This window comes from Streptomyces sp. 12E, from assembly GCF_055633275.1.
Genome location: NZ_JBVNCJ010000001.1, coordinates 5,029,410 through 5,045,598 on the forward strand (window position 1 = coordinate 5,029,410; position 16,189 = coordinate 5,045,598).

Consider the following 16,189-nt stretch of genomic DNA (forward strand, 5'->3'; position numbering starts at 1 on the left):
TTGTCGGCTATTCCGCCGACTTGCCACCCGTACGGGTAGCACCCGCCGCGGCCCCCGCCTTGACCCCGTTGTCCTTGGCGCCCCCGGGCGCCTCGAAGGACTCCAGCGCCTCCAGCACGTCCTGCACGCGGGAGATCTCGGCGTTGATGTCCTCACGGCGCCGCACCAGCACCTCCAGCTCGCGCTTGCCCTCCTCGACCGTGTGCCGCGCCTCCCGGACCGCCTCGGCCTTCAGCTCCTCGGCCTCCTTCACCAGCCTGGCCTTCTTCTGCTCGGCCTCCTTCAGCAGGCCCTCGGCCTTCTTCACGGCGGCGATACGCACCTTGCCGGCCTCGGAGTTGGCCTCGGAGACGATCTCCTTGGCCTTCGCCTCCGCCTTGGCGAGCTGCTCCTCGGCGGCCTTGATGAGCGCGTCGCAGCGGTCGCCCGTCGACTTCATCGTCTCCGCCGCCTCACGGCGGGCCCGCTCGTGCAGCTCCTCGATCTCACGCGTGATGCGGTCGCGCAGCTCCTCGGCGCGCTCCCTGATCTGCGTCGCGTCCCGGCGCGCGCCGACCAGCAGCTCGTCCGCGTCCGCACGGGCCTTCTCCACCCGGGAGTTGCCCTGGACGGTCGCCTCGGAGACGATCCGCTCGGCCTCCTGCCGGGCCGCGCCGACCATCGTGTCCGCCTGCGACTCGGCCTCCGCCGTCGTCTTCAGCGCCTGCTGCTGCGCCTCGGTGAGCAGCTTGTCCGCCTCGGCGGTGGTCTCCGTGATGAGCGTGTCCACCTGCTCGGCCGCCTCGGAGCGCCGCTTGTTGGCGTCCTTGCGGGCCTCGTCCAGCGTCCGCTCGGCCTCCCCGCGCGCGGCGGACAGCATCCGCTCGGCCTCCGACTCCGCGTCGGCCTTGACCCGCTCGGACTCCCGGCGGATCCGCTCCGCGTGCGCCTGCGCCGACCCGACCGCCTCCGCGGCCTCGGCCCGCAGCCGCTCCGCGTCCCCGGTGGCGTCCGCGATCAGCTTCTCCGCCTTGGACACCGACTCCGAACGCACCCGCTCCGCCTCGGCGACCGTCTCCGAACGCACCCGCTCGGCCTCGGCGACCGTCTCCGTGCGCAGCCGGTCGGTCTCCGCGATCGTCTCCTCGGTGAGCCGCTCCGCCTCACTGCGGGCCTCGGTGATGAGGGTGTCCGCCTGCGTCGCCGCGTCCGAACGGATCCGGTTGGCGTCCTCACGGGCGTCCGCCCGGGTGCGCGCCGCCGCCTGCTCCGCCTCGGCGATCGCGTCCGACGCCTCCGTACGCACCCGCTGGGCGTGCTCGGACACGTCCGCGCGGATCCGGTCGGCCTCCGTGATGGCCTCGGACACCGTCCGCTCGGCCAGCGCCTTCGCGGCCTCCGTCTCCTCCTGCGCCTCGCGCCGCAGCCGGCCCGCGTCCTCGCTCGCCCGCTCCCGCTCCGCGTAGGCGTCGGCGCGGACCCGGTCCGCCTCCTCCTCGGCCTCGCGGCGGGTGCGCTCCGCCGCGTGCTCGGCGGCGCTGCGCAGCCCGGTGATCTCCTCCTGCGCCTGCTCGTGCAGCCCCGCGACGGAGTCCCGCACCTGCTGCGCGTGCTGCTCGGCCGCCGACACCATCTCCGTGGCGCGCCGGTCCGCCTCCTCGACCAGCCGTACGGCCTCGGCCTGCGCCTCCTCCACGCGGGTGCGCGCCGACGCCAGCAGCTCCTCGCTCTGCTCGCGGGCCCGCTCGCGCTCCTGGTCGGCCTCCTGCCGCGCCGCGCCGAGGAGCTCCTCGGCCTCGCGGCGCCGCCGGGCGGCCTCCTCCTGCGCGGCGGCCAGCGTCTCGGACGCCTCCGTGCCGATCCGCTCGGCGGCGGCCTGCGCCTCCGCGCGCATCCGGTCGGCGCTGTCCTGCGCCTCCGACTTCAGCCGCTCCGCCTCGGCCGCGGCCTCCGACCGCAGCCGTACGGCGACGGCCTCGCCCTCCGCGCGGGACGCCGACGCGTCCGCGGCGGCCTCGTCCCGCAGCCGCTCGGCCTCCGCCTCCGCCTGCTCCCGCAGCGTACGGATCCGCTCGGCGGCCTCCGCGCGCAGCCGCTCGGTCTCCTCGGACGCCTCCCGGCGGATCCGGGCGGCCTCCTCACGCGCGTCGCTCAGCGCCTGCTCGGCCGCGGCGAGCCGCTCCTCGGCCTCCGTGTGCAGCCGCGTCAGCTCCCCGGCGGCCTCCGCCCGGCGGGCCTCCACGGCCCGCTCGGTCTCCTCGCGCAGCTCGCGCGCGGCCCGCTCGGCGTCCTCCTTGAGCGCGTCGGCCTGCTCGACGACCTCCGCGCGGTGCCGTTCGGCCTCCTGGCGGGTGCGCTCCAGCGTCTCCTCGGCCTGCCGGCGCAGCGTCGTGGCGCGCTCGATGGCCTCGGTGCGGACCTTCTCGCTGTCCGTCCGCGCGGTGGAGCGCAGCTCGTCGGCGTCCGCCTTCGCCTTGGCGAGCAGCTCCTCGGCGGACTTCGCCGCCTCCTCGATCTGCGCCACGGCCTCCTTGCGGGCCTCCGCACGGATCTTCTCGCCCTCGGCGACCGCGTCGGCACGCAGCTGCTCGGCCTCGCCGCGCAGCCGGCGGGCCTCCTCCTGCAGCTCGACCGTCTTGGCGCGGTACTCCTTGGTGTCGTCCTTCGCCGCGCCCTTGAGCTGCTCGGCGATGTCGTGCGCCTCGGCGCGCAGCCGGTCCGCCTCGGCCTCGGCCTCGGCGCGGATCCGCTCGGCCTCCTCGGCCGCCGCCCTGGTGGTCCGCTTGGCCTCCTCCGACGCCTTGGTGAGCACGTCCTCGGCGGTCCTGGCCGCCTTGGACAGCTGCGTCGCGGACTCCTCCGCGGTGATCGCACGGGCCTTCTCGGCGGCCTCGGCGACGATCTTCTCGGCCTCGGCGCGGGCGTCCGCGACCAGCTGCTCGGCGTCCGCCTTGGTGGCCTCCGCCTCCTTGGTGGCCTCGCTGACCAGCCGGGCCACCTGCTCCTTGGCGGTCCGCGTACGGGTCTCGTTGGCGGACTCGGCGGAGGCGAGCGCCTTCGCGGCGGACTCCTTCGCCCCGGCGAGCACCTTCTCCGCCTCGGCCCGGGCCTCGCGCAGCGCGGCCTCGGCCTGGGACATCCGCTCCTCGGCGGCCCGGCTGAGCTCCTGCGCCTGACGGCGCGCCGCCTCCGACTCGCTGGCCGTGGACGTCCGCAGCTGCTCCGCGTGGTCGGTGGCCTCCTGGGCCTGCGTGGAGGCGGCGTCCAGCAGCCGCTCGGCGTCCGCGCGGGCACGGCGCAGGATCTGCTCGGCCTCCGCGCGGGCCGCCTCGGCGTCGCCCTGCAGCCGCTGCCGGGCCTCGGCCGTCAGCCGTTCGGCCTCCGCGCGGGCGGCGGCCAGGGCCTGCTCGGCCTCCGCGCGGGACTCGTCGAGCAGCCGGCGGGCCTGCTGCTCGGTACGGGCCCGCAGCTGCTCCGCCCAGGCCACGTTCTCGTTGACGTGCGACTCGACGGTCTGCCGCCGCTCCGCCAGCTCCTGGTCGAGCTGCTGGCGCCGCGTCACCGCCTCCTGGTGCAGCTCCGCCTGGAGCCGGGCCGCCTGCTCCGCGTGCTCCTGGAGGATCCGCTGGGTCTGCGCCCGCGCCTGGCTCAGCTCCCGCTCGGCGTCCGCGCGGAGCTGGTCGGCCTGCAGCTGCGCGTTGCGCAGCAACTGCTCGGCCTGGTAGCCGAGGTCACCGCCGTCGTAAGCGGGCCGGGACATGATGGTGCGCCGCGCCTCGTGCAGCTTGGCGCGCAGCACCTCGACCTGGTAGCCGAGGTCCTCGGCGTGCTGGATCGCCTTTTCCCGCTCGGTCTTCAGCCGCTTCATCTCGGCTTCGAACCGAGAGAGGTGGTCGACGTCAGCCGCCGGCTCTCGCTCCTGGCTCTCGTAGCCCCGCACTGCGCGGTCCCATCCGTCCCCTGGTCGCAAGTCTGGCCGAGCTCCGTTCATCCGCCGAACGGGGCCCCCGGGGAATGGTGTCAGATCAACGGCGGAGCATGGGCTGCCGCCCCGCGCTCGCCCCCCGAAACCCGGACCCCGGCGATCCCGTCGCCAAAGACGACGGGACTGGGTCACCACGCATGAGCGGCGACCGGACCCAACCCTACCGGCCCTTATGTACGTGGGTCAGTGCTCGGACGACTCAACGGGCGCCGAAGTGACCAGTTCCGTCAGTACGCCGTGGCAGTCCTTGGGGTGCAGGAAGGTGATTCGTGACCCCATGGAGCCGCGTCGGGGCTCTTCGTACAGAACGCGTACGCCCTTGTCCCTGATGTCGGCGGCCTCCGCGTCCACGTCCGCCGTGCCGAAAGCGATGTGGTGGACGCCCTCCCCGTTCCTCGCCAGCCACGTGGCGACGGTGGAGTCCTCCCGGGTCGGCTCGAGCAGTTGCAGGTAGGAGGCCCCGCCGTCGGAGGTGCCGTTGATCCTGAGCATGGCCTCGCGCACGCCCTGCTCCTCGTTGACCTCGGAGTGGAACACCTCGAAGCCGTAGGTGGCCCGGTAGAACTCGACGGTCTTGTCGAGGTCGAAGCAGGCGATCCCGATGTGGTCGATTCGCGTCAGCATGGATTCAGTGCAGCGCTCCCGCGATGGTTACGCAACGTGCGCGCGATCACACCGAAAGGCCGATGACGTGGTCCGCCGCACGTCAGTACATTCGAAGTAAACCCTCGTTCACTCCTCGGCTGTGCAGCCGGTAAGGGGACCGCAGCTCATGACTTCCGCATCATCCGCATCTTCCGCGACGAACGGCACGACGTCCGTCATCGTCGCCGGCGCCCGCACCCCCGTGGGCCGGCTGCTCGGCTCGCTGAAGTCCTTCTCCGGAGCCGACCTCGGCGGTTTCGCGATCAAGGCCGCCCTCGACCGTGCGGGGATCGGCGGCGACCAGGTCCAGTACGTGATCATGGGGCAGGTGCTCCAGGCCGGGGCGGGGCAGATCCCGGCCCGCCAGGCAGCCGTCAAGGCCGGCATCCCGATGAACGTCCCGGCGCTCACCGTCAACAAGGTGTGCCTCTCCGGCCTCGACGCCATCGCGCTCGCGGACCAGCTGATCCGCGCGGGTGAATTCGACGTGATCGTCGCCGGCGGCCAGGAGTCCATGACCAACGCCCCGCACCTGCTGCCGAAGTCCCGCGAGGGCTTCAAGTACGGCGCGGTGCAGATGCTCGACGCCATGGCGCACGACGGTCTGACCGACTCCTTCGAGAACATCGCCATGGGCGAGTCCACCGAGAGGCACAACACCCGCCTCGGCATCGCCCGCCCCGAGCAGGACGAGATCGCCGCCCTGTCCCACCAGCGGGCCGCCGCCGCGCAGCGGAACGGGATCTTCGAGGCCGAGATCACCCCGGTCGAGATCCCGCAGCGCAAGGGCGACCCGGTCCTGTTCGGCAAGGACGAGGGCATCCGCGGCGACACCACCGCCGAGTCCCTCGCCAAGCTGCGCCCGGCGTTCGCCGAGGACGGCACCATCACCGCCGGCTCCTCCTCGCAGATCTCGGACGGCGCGGCGGCCGTGGTCGTGATGAGCAAGGCCAGGGCGCAGGAGCTGGGCCTGGACTGGATCGCCGAGATCGGCGCCCACGGCAACGTGGCCGGGCCCGACAACTCCCTCCAGTCGCAGCCGTCCAACGCGATCCGGCACGCGCTGAAGAAGGAGGGCCTGGAGGTCTCCGACCTCGACCTCATCGAGATCAACGAGGCCTTCGCCGCGGTCGCCGTCCAGTCAATGAAGGACCTGGGTGTTTCCACCGAAAAGGTGAACGTCAATGGCGGCGCCATCGCGCTGGGTCACCCGATCGGGATGTCCGGCGCCCGGCTCGTGCTGCACCTCGCCCTGGAGCTGAGGCGGCGCGGCGGCGGTGTCGGCGCGGCGGCGCTGTGCGGCGGCGGCGGCCAGGGTGACGCGCTGATCGTGCGGGTACCCAAGGTCTGAGCCGGGTTCGTACGCGGGTTTGCAGGGTCTTCTCTCATGAACGGAGCTGTGATGCAGGACGTCTCCTCGCTGGTCGCCCAGGCCAGGGACGGCAGGCCGCGGGCCGTGGCCCGGCTGATCTCCCTGGTGGAGGGGGCGTCCCCGCAGCTCAGGGAGGTCATGGCGGCCCTGGCGCCGCTCACCGGGAACGCGTACGTGGTCGGTCTCACGGGCTCCCCGGGCGTCGGCAAGTCGACGTCCACCTCGGCCCTGGTGACCGCCTACCGCAAACAGGGCAGGCGGGTCGGCGTCCTGGCCGTCGACCCGTCCTCGCCCTTCTCCGGGGGCGCCCTGCTCGGCGACCGCGTCCGCATGTCGGAGCACGCCTCCGACCCCGGCGTCTACATCCGTTCCATGGCCACCCGCGGCCACCTGGGCGGCCTCGCGTGGGCCGCCCCGCAGGCCATCCGCGTCCTGGACGCGGCGGGCTGCGACGTGATCCTGGTCGAGACGGTGGGCGTGGGCCAGTCGGAGGTGGAGATCGCCTCCCAGGCCGACACCTCGGTGGTGCTGCTGGCCCCCGGCATGGGCGACGGCATCCAGGCCGCCAAGGCCGGAATCCTGGAGATCGGCGACGTCTACGTCGTCAACAAGGCCGACCGCGACGGCGCCGACGCCACCGCCCGCGAGCTGAACCACATGCTCGGCCTCGGCGAGTCCCGCGCCCCCGGCGACTGGCGCCCCCCGATCGTCAAGACGGTCGCCGCGCGCCAGGAGGGCGTCGACGAGGTCGTCGAGGCCCTGGAGAAGCACCGCGCCTGGATGGAGGAGCACGGCGTCCTGACGGCCCGCCGCCTGGCCCGCGCCTCCCGCGAGGTCGAGACCATCGCGGTCACGGCCCTGCGCGAACGCATCGGCGACCTCCACGGCGACCGCCGCCTGGACGCCCTGGCGGAACGCATCATCGCCGGCGAGCTGGACCCGTACCGGGCGGCGGACGAACTGGTGGAAGGGCTGACCGCTTCCGGTCCGTCCGGCGTCTGAGGACGAGGCCCGCAGGGCCGACGGGGGTCCGGGGGCGCAGCCCCCGGGGACGGGGAGGGAAGGGGCGGCGGGGGCGAACCCCCCGACGCCCGCCCCCACGCTCAGTCGTCGGAGTCGCCGTCGTCGTTCCGGTCTGCCGTGACCTTGGCGCTGCCCGGGTCGACCCGCCAGTCCCGCTCGTCCCCGCCGGAGGCGCGCGTCTCGGCCTCCCAGCCCTTGTCACCGTCGTCCAGGTCGAGGGAGACCACCGCCCCCTTGGCGGCAGCCGCCTTCGCGGCCTCCTCGGCCGTCACCGACGTCCCCTTCAGCGCGGCCCGCACCTCGGCGGTGTCGTCCTCGTCGTCCTTCTGGGCGCCCAGCACCTTGCCGCCGTCCGGGGCGACGCGCACGCTGTGCCACTTGTCCCCCTTGCCGAGGACGTCGACCTCCCAGGCCTCGTCGTCCAGCTCGGCGGAGACGGCGGTGCCCGGCGTGTGCTTCAGCGCGGCGGCGATGGCGTCGGCGGCGGTCACGTCACCGGAGACGGCACGTCCGTCACGGGTGTCGTCGCGCGCGTCGTCCTGCCCGTCGTCGTCCTGCCCGTCGTCGTCCCGCGCGTCGTCGTCCCCCGCCCGGTTCTCCGTCGCCGCCGACGTCGTCCCGTCGTCGTCCCCCGCGACCGCGAGGGCCGTCGCCGTACCGCCCCCGACCAGGGCCGCGGCCGTGACGACGGCGATCACGATGTTGCGCTTCATGTGGGTTCCTCCCGAGTCGCTGCGTTTCGCGCTGTACGGCATCAATCTCGCCGACCGACGCTGAGAGGAACCTGAAAGCGCCTGAAGGGATCTTCAGGTTCCCTTTGCGACCCTTGACCCCATGCGCCTGCTGATCGTGGAGGACGAAAAACGCCTCGCCCTCTCCCTCGCCAAGGGCCTCACCGCCGAGGGCTACGCCGTGGACGTCGTCCACGACGGCCGGGAGGGGCTGCACCGGGCCACGGAGGGGACGTACGACCTCCTGATCCTCGACATCATGCTGCCCGGCCTGAACGGCTACCGCGTCTGCGCGGCCCTGCGCGCCGCGGGACACGACGTGCCGATCCTGATGCTCACCGCGAAGGACGGCGAGTACGACGAGGCCGAGGGCCTGGACACCGGCGCCGACGACTACCTCACCAAGCCGTTCTCGTACGTCGTCCTCGTCGCCAGGATCAAGGCGCTGCTGCGCCGCCGGCCGGCCGCCGGGGCCTCCCCGGTCCATGTGCACGGCGACCTCAAGGTGGACACCGCCGCCCGCCGGGTCTTCCTGGGCGAGGACGAAGTGACCCTGACCGCCAAGGAGTTCTCGGTGCTCGAGCACCTGGTGCTGCGGGCCGGCGAGGTGGTCTCCAAGGCCGACATCCTCGAACACGTCTGGGACTTCGCCTACGACGGGGACCCCAACATCGTCGAGGTCTACATCAGCGCCCTGCGCCGCAAACTGCGCGCCGGTCTCATCCGCACGGTGCGCGGCGCCGGCTACCGCCTGGAGACGGCGCCGTGAGCCGCCTGTTCGGCTCCGTCCGCGCACGGGCGACGCTGGGCGCCACCCTCGTGGTCGCGGTCGCCCTCGTCGCGGCCGGCACCGCCGTACTGATGTCCCTGCGCTCCAACCTGATCGGCGAGGCCGGCACCCAGGCGGAGCAGTCCGCGCGGGCGGTCGCCTCCGAACTCGCCGCCCGGACGCCGTACGACGGACTGTCGGGGCTGGACGGCGAGGACCGCCCGGTGCAGATCCTCGACGAGGACGGACGACTGGTCGCGGCGAGCGAGGACCTGGAGCGGATCACCGGCACCGCGACGACCGACGTGACGCCGCGGCCGCCGAAGCCGGACGAGGACGGCGACGACGACTCCGGCGACGACCCGGACGACTCCGGCGCGCCCCTCGCCCCCGGCGAGATCGCCGACGAGACCACCTTCACCAACGGCTCCGCCACCATCGACGGCGACACCCAGGACTACCGCTTCGCCGCCCTGGAGGTGGAGACCTCCGACCGGGGCCGCCTCACCGTCCACGCGGGCGCCCCGCTCGCCGCCGAGCACAGTGCCGTGAGCACCACGCTGACCGGGATGCTCATCGGCCTGCCCGTCCTGCTCGGTGTGGTCGCCGGCGTGACCTGGCTGGTCACCGGCCGCGCCCTGCGCCCGGTGGAGGGCATCCGGAGCGAGATGGCCGCGATCACCGCCTCCGAGGACCTCGCCCGCCGCGTCCCCGAACCGGCGACCCACGACGAGATCGCCCGTCTCGCCCGCACCACCAACGAGACGCTCGCCGCCCTGGAGGCGTCCGTGGAGCGGCAGCGCCGGTTCGTCGCCGACGCCTCGCACGAGCTGCGCAGCCCGATCGCGTCCCTGCGCACCCAGCTGGAGGTGGCCGCCGCCCACCCCGAGCTGCTCGACCTGGACGGCGCCGTCGAGGACACCGTCCGGCTCCAGCGCCTCGCCGCAGACCTGCTGCTGCTCGCCCGGCTGGACGCGGGGGAGCGGCCCGCCGACGCCCGGGTCGACCTGGCCGCGCTGGCCCGCGAGGAGGCCGCGGGACGCACCGGCGTGACGGTGGACGCGGAGCCGGCGGAGGTGACCGGATCGCGGGGGCAGCTGGGGCGCGTGCTCGCCAACCTGCTGGACAACGGCGGGCGGCACGCCCGCGAGCGGGTCACCGTGACCGTGCGGCGGGAGGGCGGCTGGGCGGTCCTGGGAGTGGCCGACGACGGCGACGGGGTGGCCGAGGCCGACCGGGAGCGGATCTTCGAGCGGTTCGTACGGCTGGACGCCGCCCGCAGCCGCGACGACGGCGGGGCGGGGCTGGGGCTGGCGATCGCGAGGGACGTCGCCGTACGGCACGGCGGGACGCTCACGGCGGGTGCGGCGCCGGCCGGCGGAGCCCGGTTCGAACTCCGCCTGCCGCTCGCCCGCTGAAGGGCGTCAGTGACGTCCCCGCTGCCCCCGCAGGTGCTCCGCGATGGGCTTGAGGGCCTTGTCGAGCTCGGTGAGGGCCTCGGGGGAGAGCAGGTCGATGAAGTGCCGGCGCACGGACGCCACGTGATGGGGCGCGACCTTCTGCATGGTCTCCAGGCCGTGGTCGGTGAGGACCGCGTAGAGTCCGCGGCGGTCGGACTCGCAGTTCTCCCGCCGCACCAGGTCCGCGTTCTCCATGCGGGTGATCTGGTGCGAGAGGCGGCTCTTGGACTGCATGGTCGCGGAGGCGAGGTCGCTCATCCGCATCCGCCGGTCCTCCGACTCGGACAGATTCACCAGGATCTCGTAGTCGTTCATCGTCAGGCCGAACGGCTGCAGGTCCTTCTCGAGCTGGTACGTCAACAGCCTGTTGACCTCCAGGTGGGTGCGCCAGGCGCACTGCTCCGCATTGGTCAGCCAGCGGGTGGCCGTCTCGGTCTCCATGAATGAAGTCTACCTAAGAAAGTTGAATGGTGAACTAATAAGGCTTCCGTGTGACGTCGTGCTCAGGCGTTCGATGTCACACCCCGCACATTACCGCTCACAGCCCGAAGCGACGCTGGAGGTCTCCCAGCTGTCCGGGAAGACGCGGTGCGCCCGCACCCTGCCCGTGGCCACCCGGAACCCCGCTCCCGGGCACTCCGGGCTCGTGCGGGGTCACCCCCGTGGCCTGCTCCGCCATCAACGCCTCGGACGACTGGAGCAGCACCGTGCCCGCCCCCACGAACTCGAACTGGTGCTCCTCGCCGGAGGCCCCGCCGAGGCCCGTCAGCGCACGTAGACCGCCCATCACGCCGGTCATGTAGCCGTGGTCGTAGTGGTGGCACGGGGAGGGGCAGTCCGCCCATCCGACCAGCGCCTGCGGATCCACCCGGATGGGGGGCTCCATGAACACCACCGGACCGTTGGAGGCGGCCACGAACTTCCCGGTTCCGATCAGCGTCAGGAAACCCGGCACGATCGACTGCTTCAGCGACAGACTTGGCTGAAAAGCCAGCAAGTTGCCTGAGCGAATGGTCAGGTTGCCGTCTTCCAGATCGTACGAATTCACGTCGAAGGCCCGGTCGGCGAGGAGCATCTTGCCCGAGCCCTCCGCCACGACCCAGTCGCTCGCGTGCAGAGGCGAATGGAACGACGTACGGACGAGTCGGTCGAGCCGCCCGTGCCCGATGCCGTTGAAATCGATCGAACCGTAGTAGGCGATCATCTTCCCCTTCTGCATGAACCACTGGGTGCCCTTGAGCTCCACGCAGAAGGTGTAGGGATCGACGTTGTCGTCGGACGGCAGCGTCATCGGGTCGTGGACGGTGGCGCTCACAGCTTCTCCTCGGACGCCTGGACGTAGACGGCACCGCTGCCGCTCAGCTCCAACTGGAAGGCCTCGCCGGAGCCCCGGCCCACCATGTCCCGCCAGCCGAGGGCGGTGGACAGCTTGTTGCGGACGTCGCCGTGGTGGGCGACGTAGGCCTGCGGGTCGACGCGCACCGGCCGCTGCGGGGTGATCGGGAGCTCGATCACCCCTCCGTGGGCCATCACGGCGACCGCGCCGTGCCCCTTGAGCGAGGTCGTGAAGAGGCCCTGCCCGGAGACCTGCCCCCGGACCATCCCCATCACCCCGCCCTGCGAGCCGAGGAACACCGTCCCCTGCTCCAGGGTGCCCTCGAAGGCCAGCAGCCGGTCGGCCTCGACGTACAGCGTGTCCCCGGCGAGGTCGATCACCTGGATGTGGTGGCCGCCGTGTCCGAACAGGACGGTGCCGCTGCCCTCGACGGTCATCAGGGGCGTGTCCTCGTTCGCCACCCGCCGCCCGATCATCGACATCACCCCGCTCTGGCCGCCCGTCATGTTCGGGGTGAAGCCGACCTCCCCCTTGTACGCGAGCATCGCGCCGCGCTGGCTGAACAGCCGCTGACCCGGCGCCACGGTCGCCTCGATCATCTTCGAGTTGATCTCCCGGAAGCCCATGTCACACGTCCCCCGCGATCGTGTTCCGCTCACTGGGCTGCACGTAGACCAGCCCGTCGCCCTCGAACCGGATCTGGAAGGCCTCGCCGCCGCCCTCTCCCATCAGCGTGCGGAAGGTCACGCCCGACTGGAAGGACTGCCGCAGGTTCCCCTGGTGGGCCACGTAGGCGCCGGGGTCGACCGTCAGCGGGTACTGCGGGCTGACCCGGAGCAGCACGGCCGGCCCGTCCGACAGGAGCGCCGCCTGGCCGTGCCCCTCGACCGTGGTCGTGAACAGCCCGTTGCCCTGCGAGGCCCCGCGCACCCCCGTGAAACTCGTCCCGGTGCGCAGGCCGCCGTCGGTCGCCAGCAGGTTGCTGGACTCCACGTACAGCTTGTCGCCCTGCAGACCCACCAGATTGATCTCGGAGGCCCGGTCCGCGAAGAAGCAGGTCCCGTGCCCTTTCACCTCCATCAGCGTCATCTGCTCGCCCGTGAGCCTGCGGGTCACCATCCCCCTCAGGCCCTCACCGCCACCGCTGAGCTTCTTGAAGGCCATCTCGCCGTCGTACGCGACCATGGAGCCGTTCTTCGCCTTCACGGCGTCCCCGGTCATGTCGACGGCGAGCACCTTGCTGCTCTGAAGTCGGAACATCGCCACGACTGTGACGGTATCCGCACCTTCGCCCCCGCCGACAGATCCCGAAGGGGGAGTCGGACCCTGAACGGCCCCCTACGGGACCCCCTCCGGTGATCACGGACGGCGTTTGCCACAATGGCGGGGCGCTTGTGCGTGCGTTCACAAACCGTCCGACCCGTAGACGCCGACGTCTCTCCCACCGAAGGTGACCCGTGGACATCAAGACCGCCTCCGCCCTCCGCCGCCTCCGCCTGGTCTCGGGCCCCGAAGCGATCTCGTTCCTGCTGCTGCTCGTCTGCTCGGTCCTGAAGCGGACGACCGACTTCAACGCCGTCCCGGTGATGGGCGCGGTCCACGGCTTCCTCTTCGTCCTGTACGTGCTCTTCTGGGCCGACGCCTGGAACCGCGCCAAGTGGCCGCTGAAGACCGCCGCCTTCTACTTCCTGATGTCGGTCCTGCCGGTCGGAGGCTTCTTCGCCGACCGCCGGCTCAAGCGCGAGGCCGAGGACGCGGTGATCGCCTCCCGCGCCCGTAACGAGGGCGTGGTGAACGCATGATCGTCGCCTTCTCGGTGACACCGCTGGGCGTCGGCGAGGACGTGGGGGAGTACGTCGCCGACGCCGTGCGGGTGGTCCGCGAGTCCGGCCTGCCGAACCGCACCGACGCCATGTTCACCTCGGTCGAGGGCGAGTGGGACGAGGTCATGGACGTGGTCAAGCGCGCCGTGGCCGCCGTGGAGGCGCGTGCGCCCCGCGTCTCCCTGGTCCTCAAGGCGGACATCCGCCCGGGCGTGGAGGACGGTCTCACCTCCAAGGTGGAGACCGTCGAGCGGCATCTGGCGCGCGGCGACGGACGACCGCGGACCGATGAGTGAGACGGGGCTGACCGGCATATGACCGGCCGGTAGGGTCTGGTCCGTGCCGAAGCCGCTCAGTCTCTCGTTCGATCCCATCGCCCGCGCCGACGAGCTCTGGAAGCAGCGCTGGGGAAACGTGCCGTCGATGGCCGCGATCACCTCGATCATGCGGGCGCAGCAGATCCTGCTGGCCGAGGTGGACGCGGTCGTCAAACCGTACGGGCTCACGTTCGCGCGGTACGAGGCCCTGGTGCTGCTGACCTTCTCCAAGTCGGGCGAGCTGCCGATGTCCAAGATCGGCGAGCGGCTCATGGTGCACCCCACGTCGGTGACGAACACCGTGGACCGCCTGGTGCGCTCGGGTCTGGTCGCCAAGCGCCCCAACCCCAACGACGGCCGCGGCACCCTCGCGACCATCACCGACAAGGGCCGTGCGGTGGTCGAGTCCGCCACCCGCGACCTGATGGCCATGGACTTCGGCCTGGGCGCCTACGACGCCGAGGAGTGCGGCGAGATCTTCGCGATGCTCCGCCCGCTGCGGCTGGCGGCGGGGGACTTCGCGGAGGACTGACCCGGGACGAGATCTCCCGGAACGGGCCGTTACGCTCGACTCCATGAAGAAGAGCGTGTTCACCCGCTACCGGGTCATGGCCTACGTCACCGGTGTCCTCCTCGTCGCGCTGACCTTCGGCATGATCGGCAAGTACGTGCTCGACATGGGTGGCGCGGCCGACTTCACGCAGGTGGTCAGCATCGCCCACGGCTGGCTCTACGTGGTCTACCTGATCTTCGCCTTCGACCTGGGTTCCAAGCTGAAGTGGCCGGTGAAGAAGCAGCTCTGGGTGCTGCTGGCCGGCACCGTCCCCACCGCCGCGTTCTTCGTGGAGCGCCGGATCAGCCGCGAGCTGGAGGGAAGGATCGCGGACGAGGCGCCCGCGGTCGCGTAACGCGTCCCACCGCCGTACGGAGCAGCGTGCGGCGGTCTCCCATCGACATTTACTAGGACGTCCTAGTAAATTCGAAGCATGGACGCTGACGCCATCGAGGAGGGCCGCCGACGCTGGCAGGCCCGGTACGACGCCGCTCGCAAGCGCGACGCGGATTTCACCACGCTCTCCGGCGATCCCGTGGAGCCGGTGTACGGGCCCCGGACCGGGGACACCTATGAGGGGTTCGAGCGGATCGGCTGGCCGGGGGAGTACCCCTTCACCCGCGGGCTGTACCCGACCGGCTACCGGGGGCGGACGTGGACCATCCGGCAGTTCGCCGGGTTCGGCAACGCGGAGCAGACCAACGAGCGCTACAAGATGATCCTCGGCAACGGCGGGGGCGGTCTCTCCGTCGCCTTCGACATGCCGACGCTCATGGGCCGCGACTCCGACGACCCGCGCTCCCTGGGCGAGGTCGGCCACTGCGGGGTGGCGATCGACTCGGCCGCCGACATGGAGGTCCTGTTCCGGGACATCCCGCTCGGGGACGTGACGACCTCCATGACGATCAGCGGGCCCGCCGTGCCCGTCTTCTGCATGTACCTCGTCGCCGCCGAGCGCCAGGGCGTCGACCCCGCCGTGCTCAACGGCACGCTGCAGACGGACATCTTCAAGGAGTACATCGCGCAGAAGGAGTGGCTCTTCCAGCCCGAGCCCCATCTGCGCCTGATCGGCGACCTGATGGAGCACTGCGCGGCCGGCATCCCCGCCTACAAGCCGCTCTCCGTCTCCGGCTACCACATCCGCGAGGCCGGAGCGACGGCCGCGCAGGAGCTGGCGTACACGCTCGCGGACGGCTTCGGCTACGTGGAGCTGGGCCTCAGCCGCGGCCTGGACGTCGACGTCTTCGCCCCCGGCCTCTCCTTCTTCTTCGACGCGCACGTCGACTTCTTCGAGGAGATCGCCAAGTTCCGCGCGGCCCGGCGCATCTGGGCCCGCTGGATGCGGGACGTCTACGGCGCGAGGAGCGACAAGGCGCAGTGGCTGCGGTTCCACACCCAGACCGCCGGCGTCTCGCTGACCGCGCAGCAGCCGTACAACAACGTCGTGCGGACCGCCGTGGAGGCGCTGGCGGCGGTGCTCGGCGGGACCAACTCGCTGCACACCAACGCCCTCGACGAGACCCTCGCGCTGCCCAGCGAGCAGGCCGCCGAGATCGCCCTGCGCACCCAGCAGGTGCTGATGGAGGAGACCGGCGTCGGCAACGTCGCCGACCCGCTGGGCGGTTCCTGGTACGTCGAGCAGCTCACCGACCGCATCGAGGCGGACGCCGAGAAGATCTTCGAGCAGATCAAGGAGCGGGGTCTGCGCGCCCACCCGGACGGGCGGCACCCGATCGGGCCGATCACCTCCGGCATCCTGCGCGGCATCGAGGACGGCTGGTTCACCGGAGAGATCGCCGAGTCGGCGTTCCGCTACCAGCAGGCGCTGGAGAAGGGCGACAAGCGGGTCGTCGGCGTCAACGTCCACACCGGGTCGGTCACCGGCGACCTGGAGATCCTGCGGGTCAGCCACGAGGTGGAGCGCGAGCAGGTGCGGCTGCTCGGCGAGCGCAAGGCCGCCCGCGACGACGCGAAGGTGCGCGGCGCGCTCGACGCCATGGTCGCGGCCGCCCGCTCCGGCGCCAACATGATCGAGCCGATGCTGGACGCCGTGCGCGCGGAGGCGACCCTCGGCGAGATCTGCGACGTGCTGCGCGACGAGTGGGGCGTCTACACCGAGCCCGCCGGGTTCTAGACCCGACGCCGCTCGGTCGGGGCGGCGGGGGCGTCCGCCGACGCGGCCGCCCCCGCCGACGC

General features: G+C 72.0%; 16 protein-coding genes. 9 read left to right on the forward strand and 7 right to left on the reverse strand.

Going from position 1 to position 16,189, the window contains the following annotated elements; all coding sequences use genetic code 11:
• Positions 1 to 7: 7 nt before the first annotated feature.
• Together scy and mce are read right to left on the reverse strand one after the other, a co-directional pair.
• Complete coding sequence (gene scy / locus ACZ8ZB_RS23505) at positions 8 to 3,919, reverse strand: polarized growth protein Scy (RefSeq protein WP_470739626.1); 3,912 nt, start codon at positions 3,917 to 3,919, stop codon at positions 8 to 10.
• Between the two features lie 228 nt (positions 3,920 to 4,147).
• A complete protein-coding gene (gene mce / locus ACZ8ZB_RS23510; RefSeq protein WP_470739627.1) occupies positions 4,148 to 4,588 on the reverse strand; it encodes a methylmalonyl-CoA epimerase in 441 nt (146 codons plus the stop codon).
• A 148-nt stretch (positions 4,589 to 4,736) separates the two neighbouring features.
• Between mce and ACZ8ZB_RS23515 the strand changes: the two genes are divergently transcribed.
• Both ACZ8ZB_RS23515 and meaB read left to right on the forward strand, forming a co-directional pair.
• Positions 4,737 to 5,960, forward strand: coding sequence for an acetyl-CoA C-acetyltransferase (locus tag ACZ8ZB_RS23515; protein WP_470739628.1), 1,224 nt, complete (start codon positions 4,737 to 4,739; stop codon positions 5,958 to 5,960).
• A gap of 51 nt (positions 5,961 to 6,011) precedes the next feature.
• Positions 6,012 to 6,983 carry a methylmalonyl Co-A mutase-associated GTPase MeaB gene (gene meaB, locus ACZ8ZB_RS23520; protein ID WP_470741563.1) on the forward strand — a complete coding sequence of 324 codons (972 nt, stop codon included), beginning with the start codon at positions 6,012 to 6,014 and terminating at the stop codon, positions 6,981 to 6,983.
• A gap of 101 nt (positions 6,984 to 7,084) precedes the next feature.
• Here the strand turns inward: meaB and ACZ8ZB_RS23525 are convergent, their stop codons facing one another.
• Positions 7,085 to 7,717, reverse strand: a complete 633-nt coding sequence (locus ACZ8ZB_RS23525; RefSeq protein ID WP_470739629.1) for a PepSY domain-containing protein — start codon at positions 7,715 to 7,717, stop codon at positions 7,085 to 7,087.
• Positions 7,718 to 7,838: 121 nt separating this feature from the next.
• On the opposite strand from ACZ8ZB_RS23525, the gene ACZ8ZB_RS23530 reads away from it, so the two are divergent.
• The gene (locus ACZ8ZB_RS23530; protein WP_470739630.1) at positions 7,839 to 8,504 is read left to right on the forward strand and encodes a response regulator transcription factor; all 666 of its coding nucleotides are present in this window, start codon (positions 7,839 to 7,841) and stop codon (positions 8,502 to 8,504) included.
• On the forward strand, positions 8,501 to 9,922 hold the full coding sequence (locus ACZ8ZB_RS23535; protein WP_470739631.1) for a sensor histidine kinase: 1,422 nt from the start codon (positions 8,501 to 8,503) through the stop codon (positions 9,920 to 9,922). Before ACZ8ZB_RS23530 ends, ACZ8ZB_RS23535 begins: the two co-directional genes overlap by 4 nt.
• A 6-nt stretch (positions 9,923 to 9,928) precedes the next feature.
• Here the strand turns inward: ACZ8ZB_RS23535 and ACZ8ZB_RS23540 are convergent, their stop codons facing one another.
• From ACZ8ZB_RS23540 to ACZ8ZB_RS23555, 4 genes are all read right to left on the reverse strand, one after another.
• A complete protein-coding gene (locus tag ACZ8ZB_RS23540) occupies positions 9,929 to 10,405 on the reverse strand; it encodes a MarR family winged helix-turn-helix transcriptional regulator (protein ID WP_470739632.1) in 477 nt (158 codons plus the stop codon).
• A gap of 97 nt (positions 10,406 to 10,502) precedes the next feature.
• Positions 10,503 to 11,255 carry an AIM24 family protein gene (locus ACZ8ZB_RS23545; RefSeq protein ID WP_470741564.1) on the reverse strand — a complete coding sequence of 251 codons (753 nt, stop codon included), beginning with the start codon at positions 11,253 to 11,255 and terminating at the stop codon, positions 10,503 to 10,505.
• Between the two features lie 20 nt (positions 11,256 to 11,275).
• Entirely contained in the window at positions 11,276 to 11,926 is a 651-nt protein-coding gene (locus ACZ8ZB_RS23550) for an AIM24 family protein (RefSeq protein ID WP_470739633.1), read from the reverse strand.
• Position 11,927: 1 nt separating this feature from the next.
• Complete coding sequence (locus ACZ8ZB_RS23555) at positions 11,928 to 12,560, reverse strand: AIM24 family protein (RefSeq protein ID WP_381223792.1); 633 nt, start codon at positions 12,558 to 12,560, stop codon at positions 11,928 to 11,930.
• A 197-nt stretch (positions 12,561 to 12,757) separates the two neighbouring features.
• On the opposite strand from ACZ8ZB_RS23555, the gene ACZ8ZB_RS23560 reads away from it, so the two are divergent.
• From ACZ8ZB_RS23560 to ACZ8ZB_RS23580, 5 genes are all read left to right on the forward strand, one after another.
• Positions 12,758 to 13,102: a DUF3817 domain-containing protein gene (locus ACZ8ZB_RS23560; protein ID WP_470739634.1), complete on the forward strand. Its 345-nt coding sequence runs from the start codon at positions 12,758 to 12,760 to the stop codon at positions 13,100 to 13,102.
• Positions 13,099 to 13,419 (forward strand): MTH1187 family thiamine-binding protein, encoded by a 321-nt coding sequence (locus ACZ8ZB_RS23565; protein WP_470739635.1) that lies wholly within the window; start codon positions 13,099 to 13,101, stop codon positions 13,417 to 13,419. The genes ACZ8ZB_RS23560 and ACZ8ZB_RS23565 overlap by 4 nt, the downstream gene beginning before the upstream one ends.
• Positions 13,420 to 13,462: 43 nt before the next feature.
• Positions 13,463 to 13,972, forward strand: a complete 510-nt coding sequence (locus ACZ8ZB_RS23570) for a MarR family winged helix-turn-helix transcriptional regulator (protein ID WP_470739636.1) — start codon at positions 13,463 to 13,465, stop codon at positions 13,970 to 13,972.
• A gap of 43 nt (positions 13,973 to 14,015) precedes the next feature.
• Positions 14,016 to 14,348 carry a DUF3817 domain-containing protein gene (locus ACZ8ZB_RS23575; RefSeq protein ID WP_470739637.1) on the forward strand — a complete coding sequence of 111 codons (333 nt, stop codon included), beginning with the start codon at positions 14,016 to 14,018 and terminating at the stop codon, positions 14,346 to 14,348.
• 78 nt (positions 14,349 to 14,426) lie between these two features.
• Positions 14,427 to 16,127, forward strand: a complete 1,701-nt coding sequence (locus ACZ8ZB_RS23580; protein ID WP_470739638.1) for an acyl-CoA mutase large subunit family protein — start codon at positions 14,427 to 14,429, stop codon at positions 16,125 to 16,127.
• Positions 16,128 to 16,189 lie beyond the last annotated feature (62 nt).

Excerpts from the sequence above, each read along its gene's own strand:
- ACZ8ZB_RS23550 (WP_470739633.1), bottom strand. The coding sequence starts at position 11,926 with ATGGGCTTCCGGGAGATCAACTCGAAGATGATCGAGGCGACCGTGGCG.
- ACZ8ZB_RS23540 (WP_470739632.1), bottom strand. The coding sequence starts at position 10,405 with ATGGAGACCGAGACGGCCACCCGCTGGCTGACCAATGCGGAGCAGTGC.
- ACZ8ZB_RS23565 (WP_470739635.1), top strand. The coding sequence starts at position 13,099 with ATGATCGTCGCCTTCTCGGTGACACCGCTGGGCGTCGGCGAGGACGTG.
- ACZ8ZB_RS23515 (WP_470739628.1), top strand. The coding sequence starts at position 4,737 with ATGACTTCCGCATCATCCGCATCTTCCGCGACGAACGGCACGACGTCC.
- ACZ8ZB_RS23545 (WP_470741564.1), bottom strand. The coding sequence starts at position 11,255 with ATGACGCTGCCGTCCGACGACAACGTCGATCCCTACACCTTCTGCGTG.
- meaB (WP_470741563.1), top strand. The coding sequence starts at position 6,012 with ATGCAGGACGTCTCCTCGCTGGTCGCCCAGGCCAGGGACGGCAGGCCG.
- ACZ8ZB_RS23555 (WP_381223792.1), bottom strand. The coding sequence starts at position 12,560 with ATGTTCCGACTTCAGAGCAGCAAGGTGCTCGCCGTCGACATGACCGGG.
- ACZ8ZB_RS23530 (WP_470739630.1), top strand. The coding sequence starts at position 7,839 with ATGCGCCTGCTGATCGTGGAGGACGAAAAACGCCTCGCCCTCTCCCTC.
- mce (WP_470739627.1), bottom strand. The coding sequence starts at position 4,588 with ATGCTGACGCGAATCGACCACATCGGGATCGCCTGCTTCGACCTCGAC.
- ACZ8ZB_RS23575 (WP_470739637.1), top strand. The coding sequence starts at position 14,016 with ATGAAGAAGAGCGTGTTCACCCGCTACCGGGTCATGGCCTACGTCACC.
- ACZ8ZB_RS23580 (WP_470739638.1), top strand. The coding sequence starts at position 14,427 with ATGGACGCTGACGCCATCGAGGAGGGCCGCCGACGCTGGCAGGCCCGG.
- ACZ8ZB_RS23525 (WP_470739629.1), bottom strand. The coding sequence starts at position 7,717 with ATGAAGCGCAACATCGTGATCGCCGTCGTCACGGCCGCGGCCCTGGTC.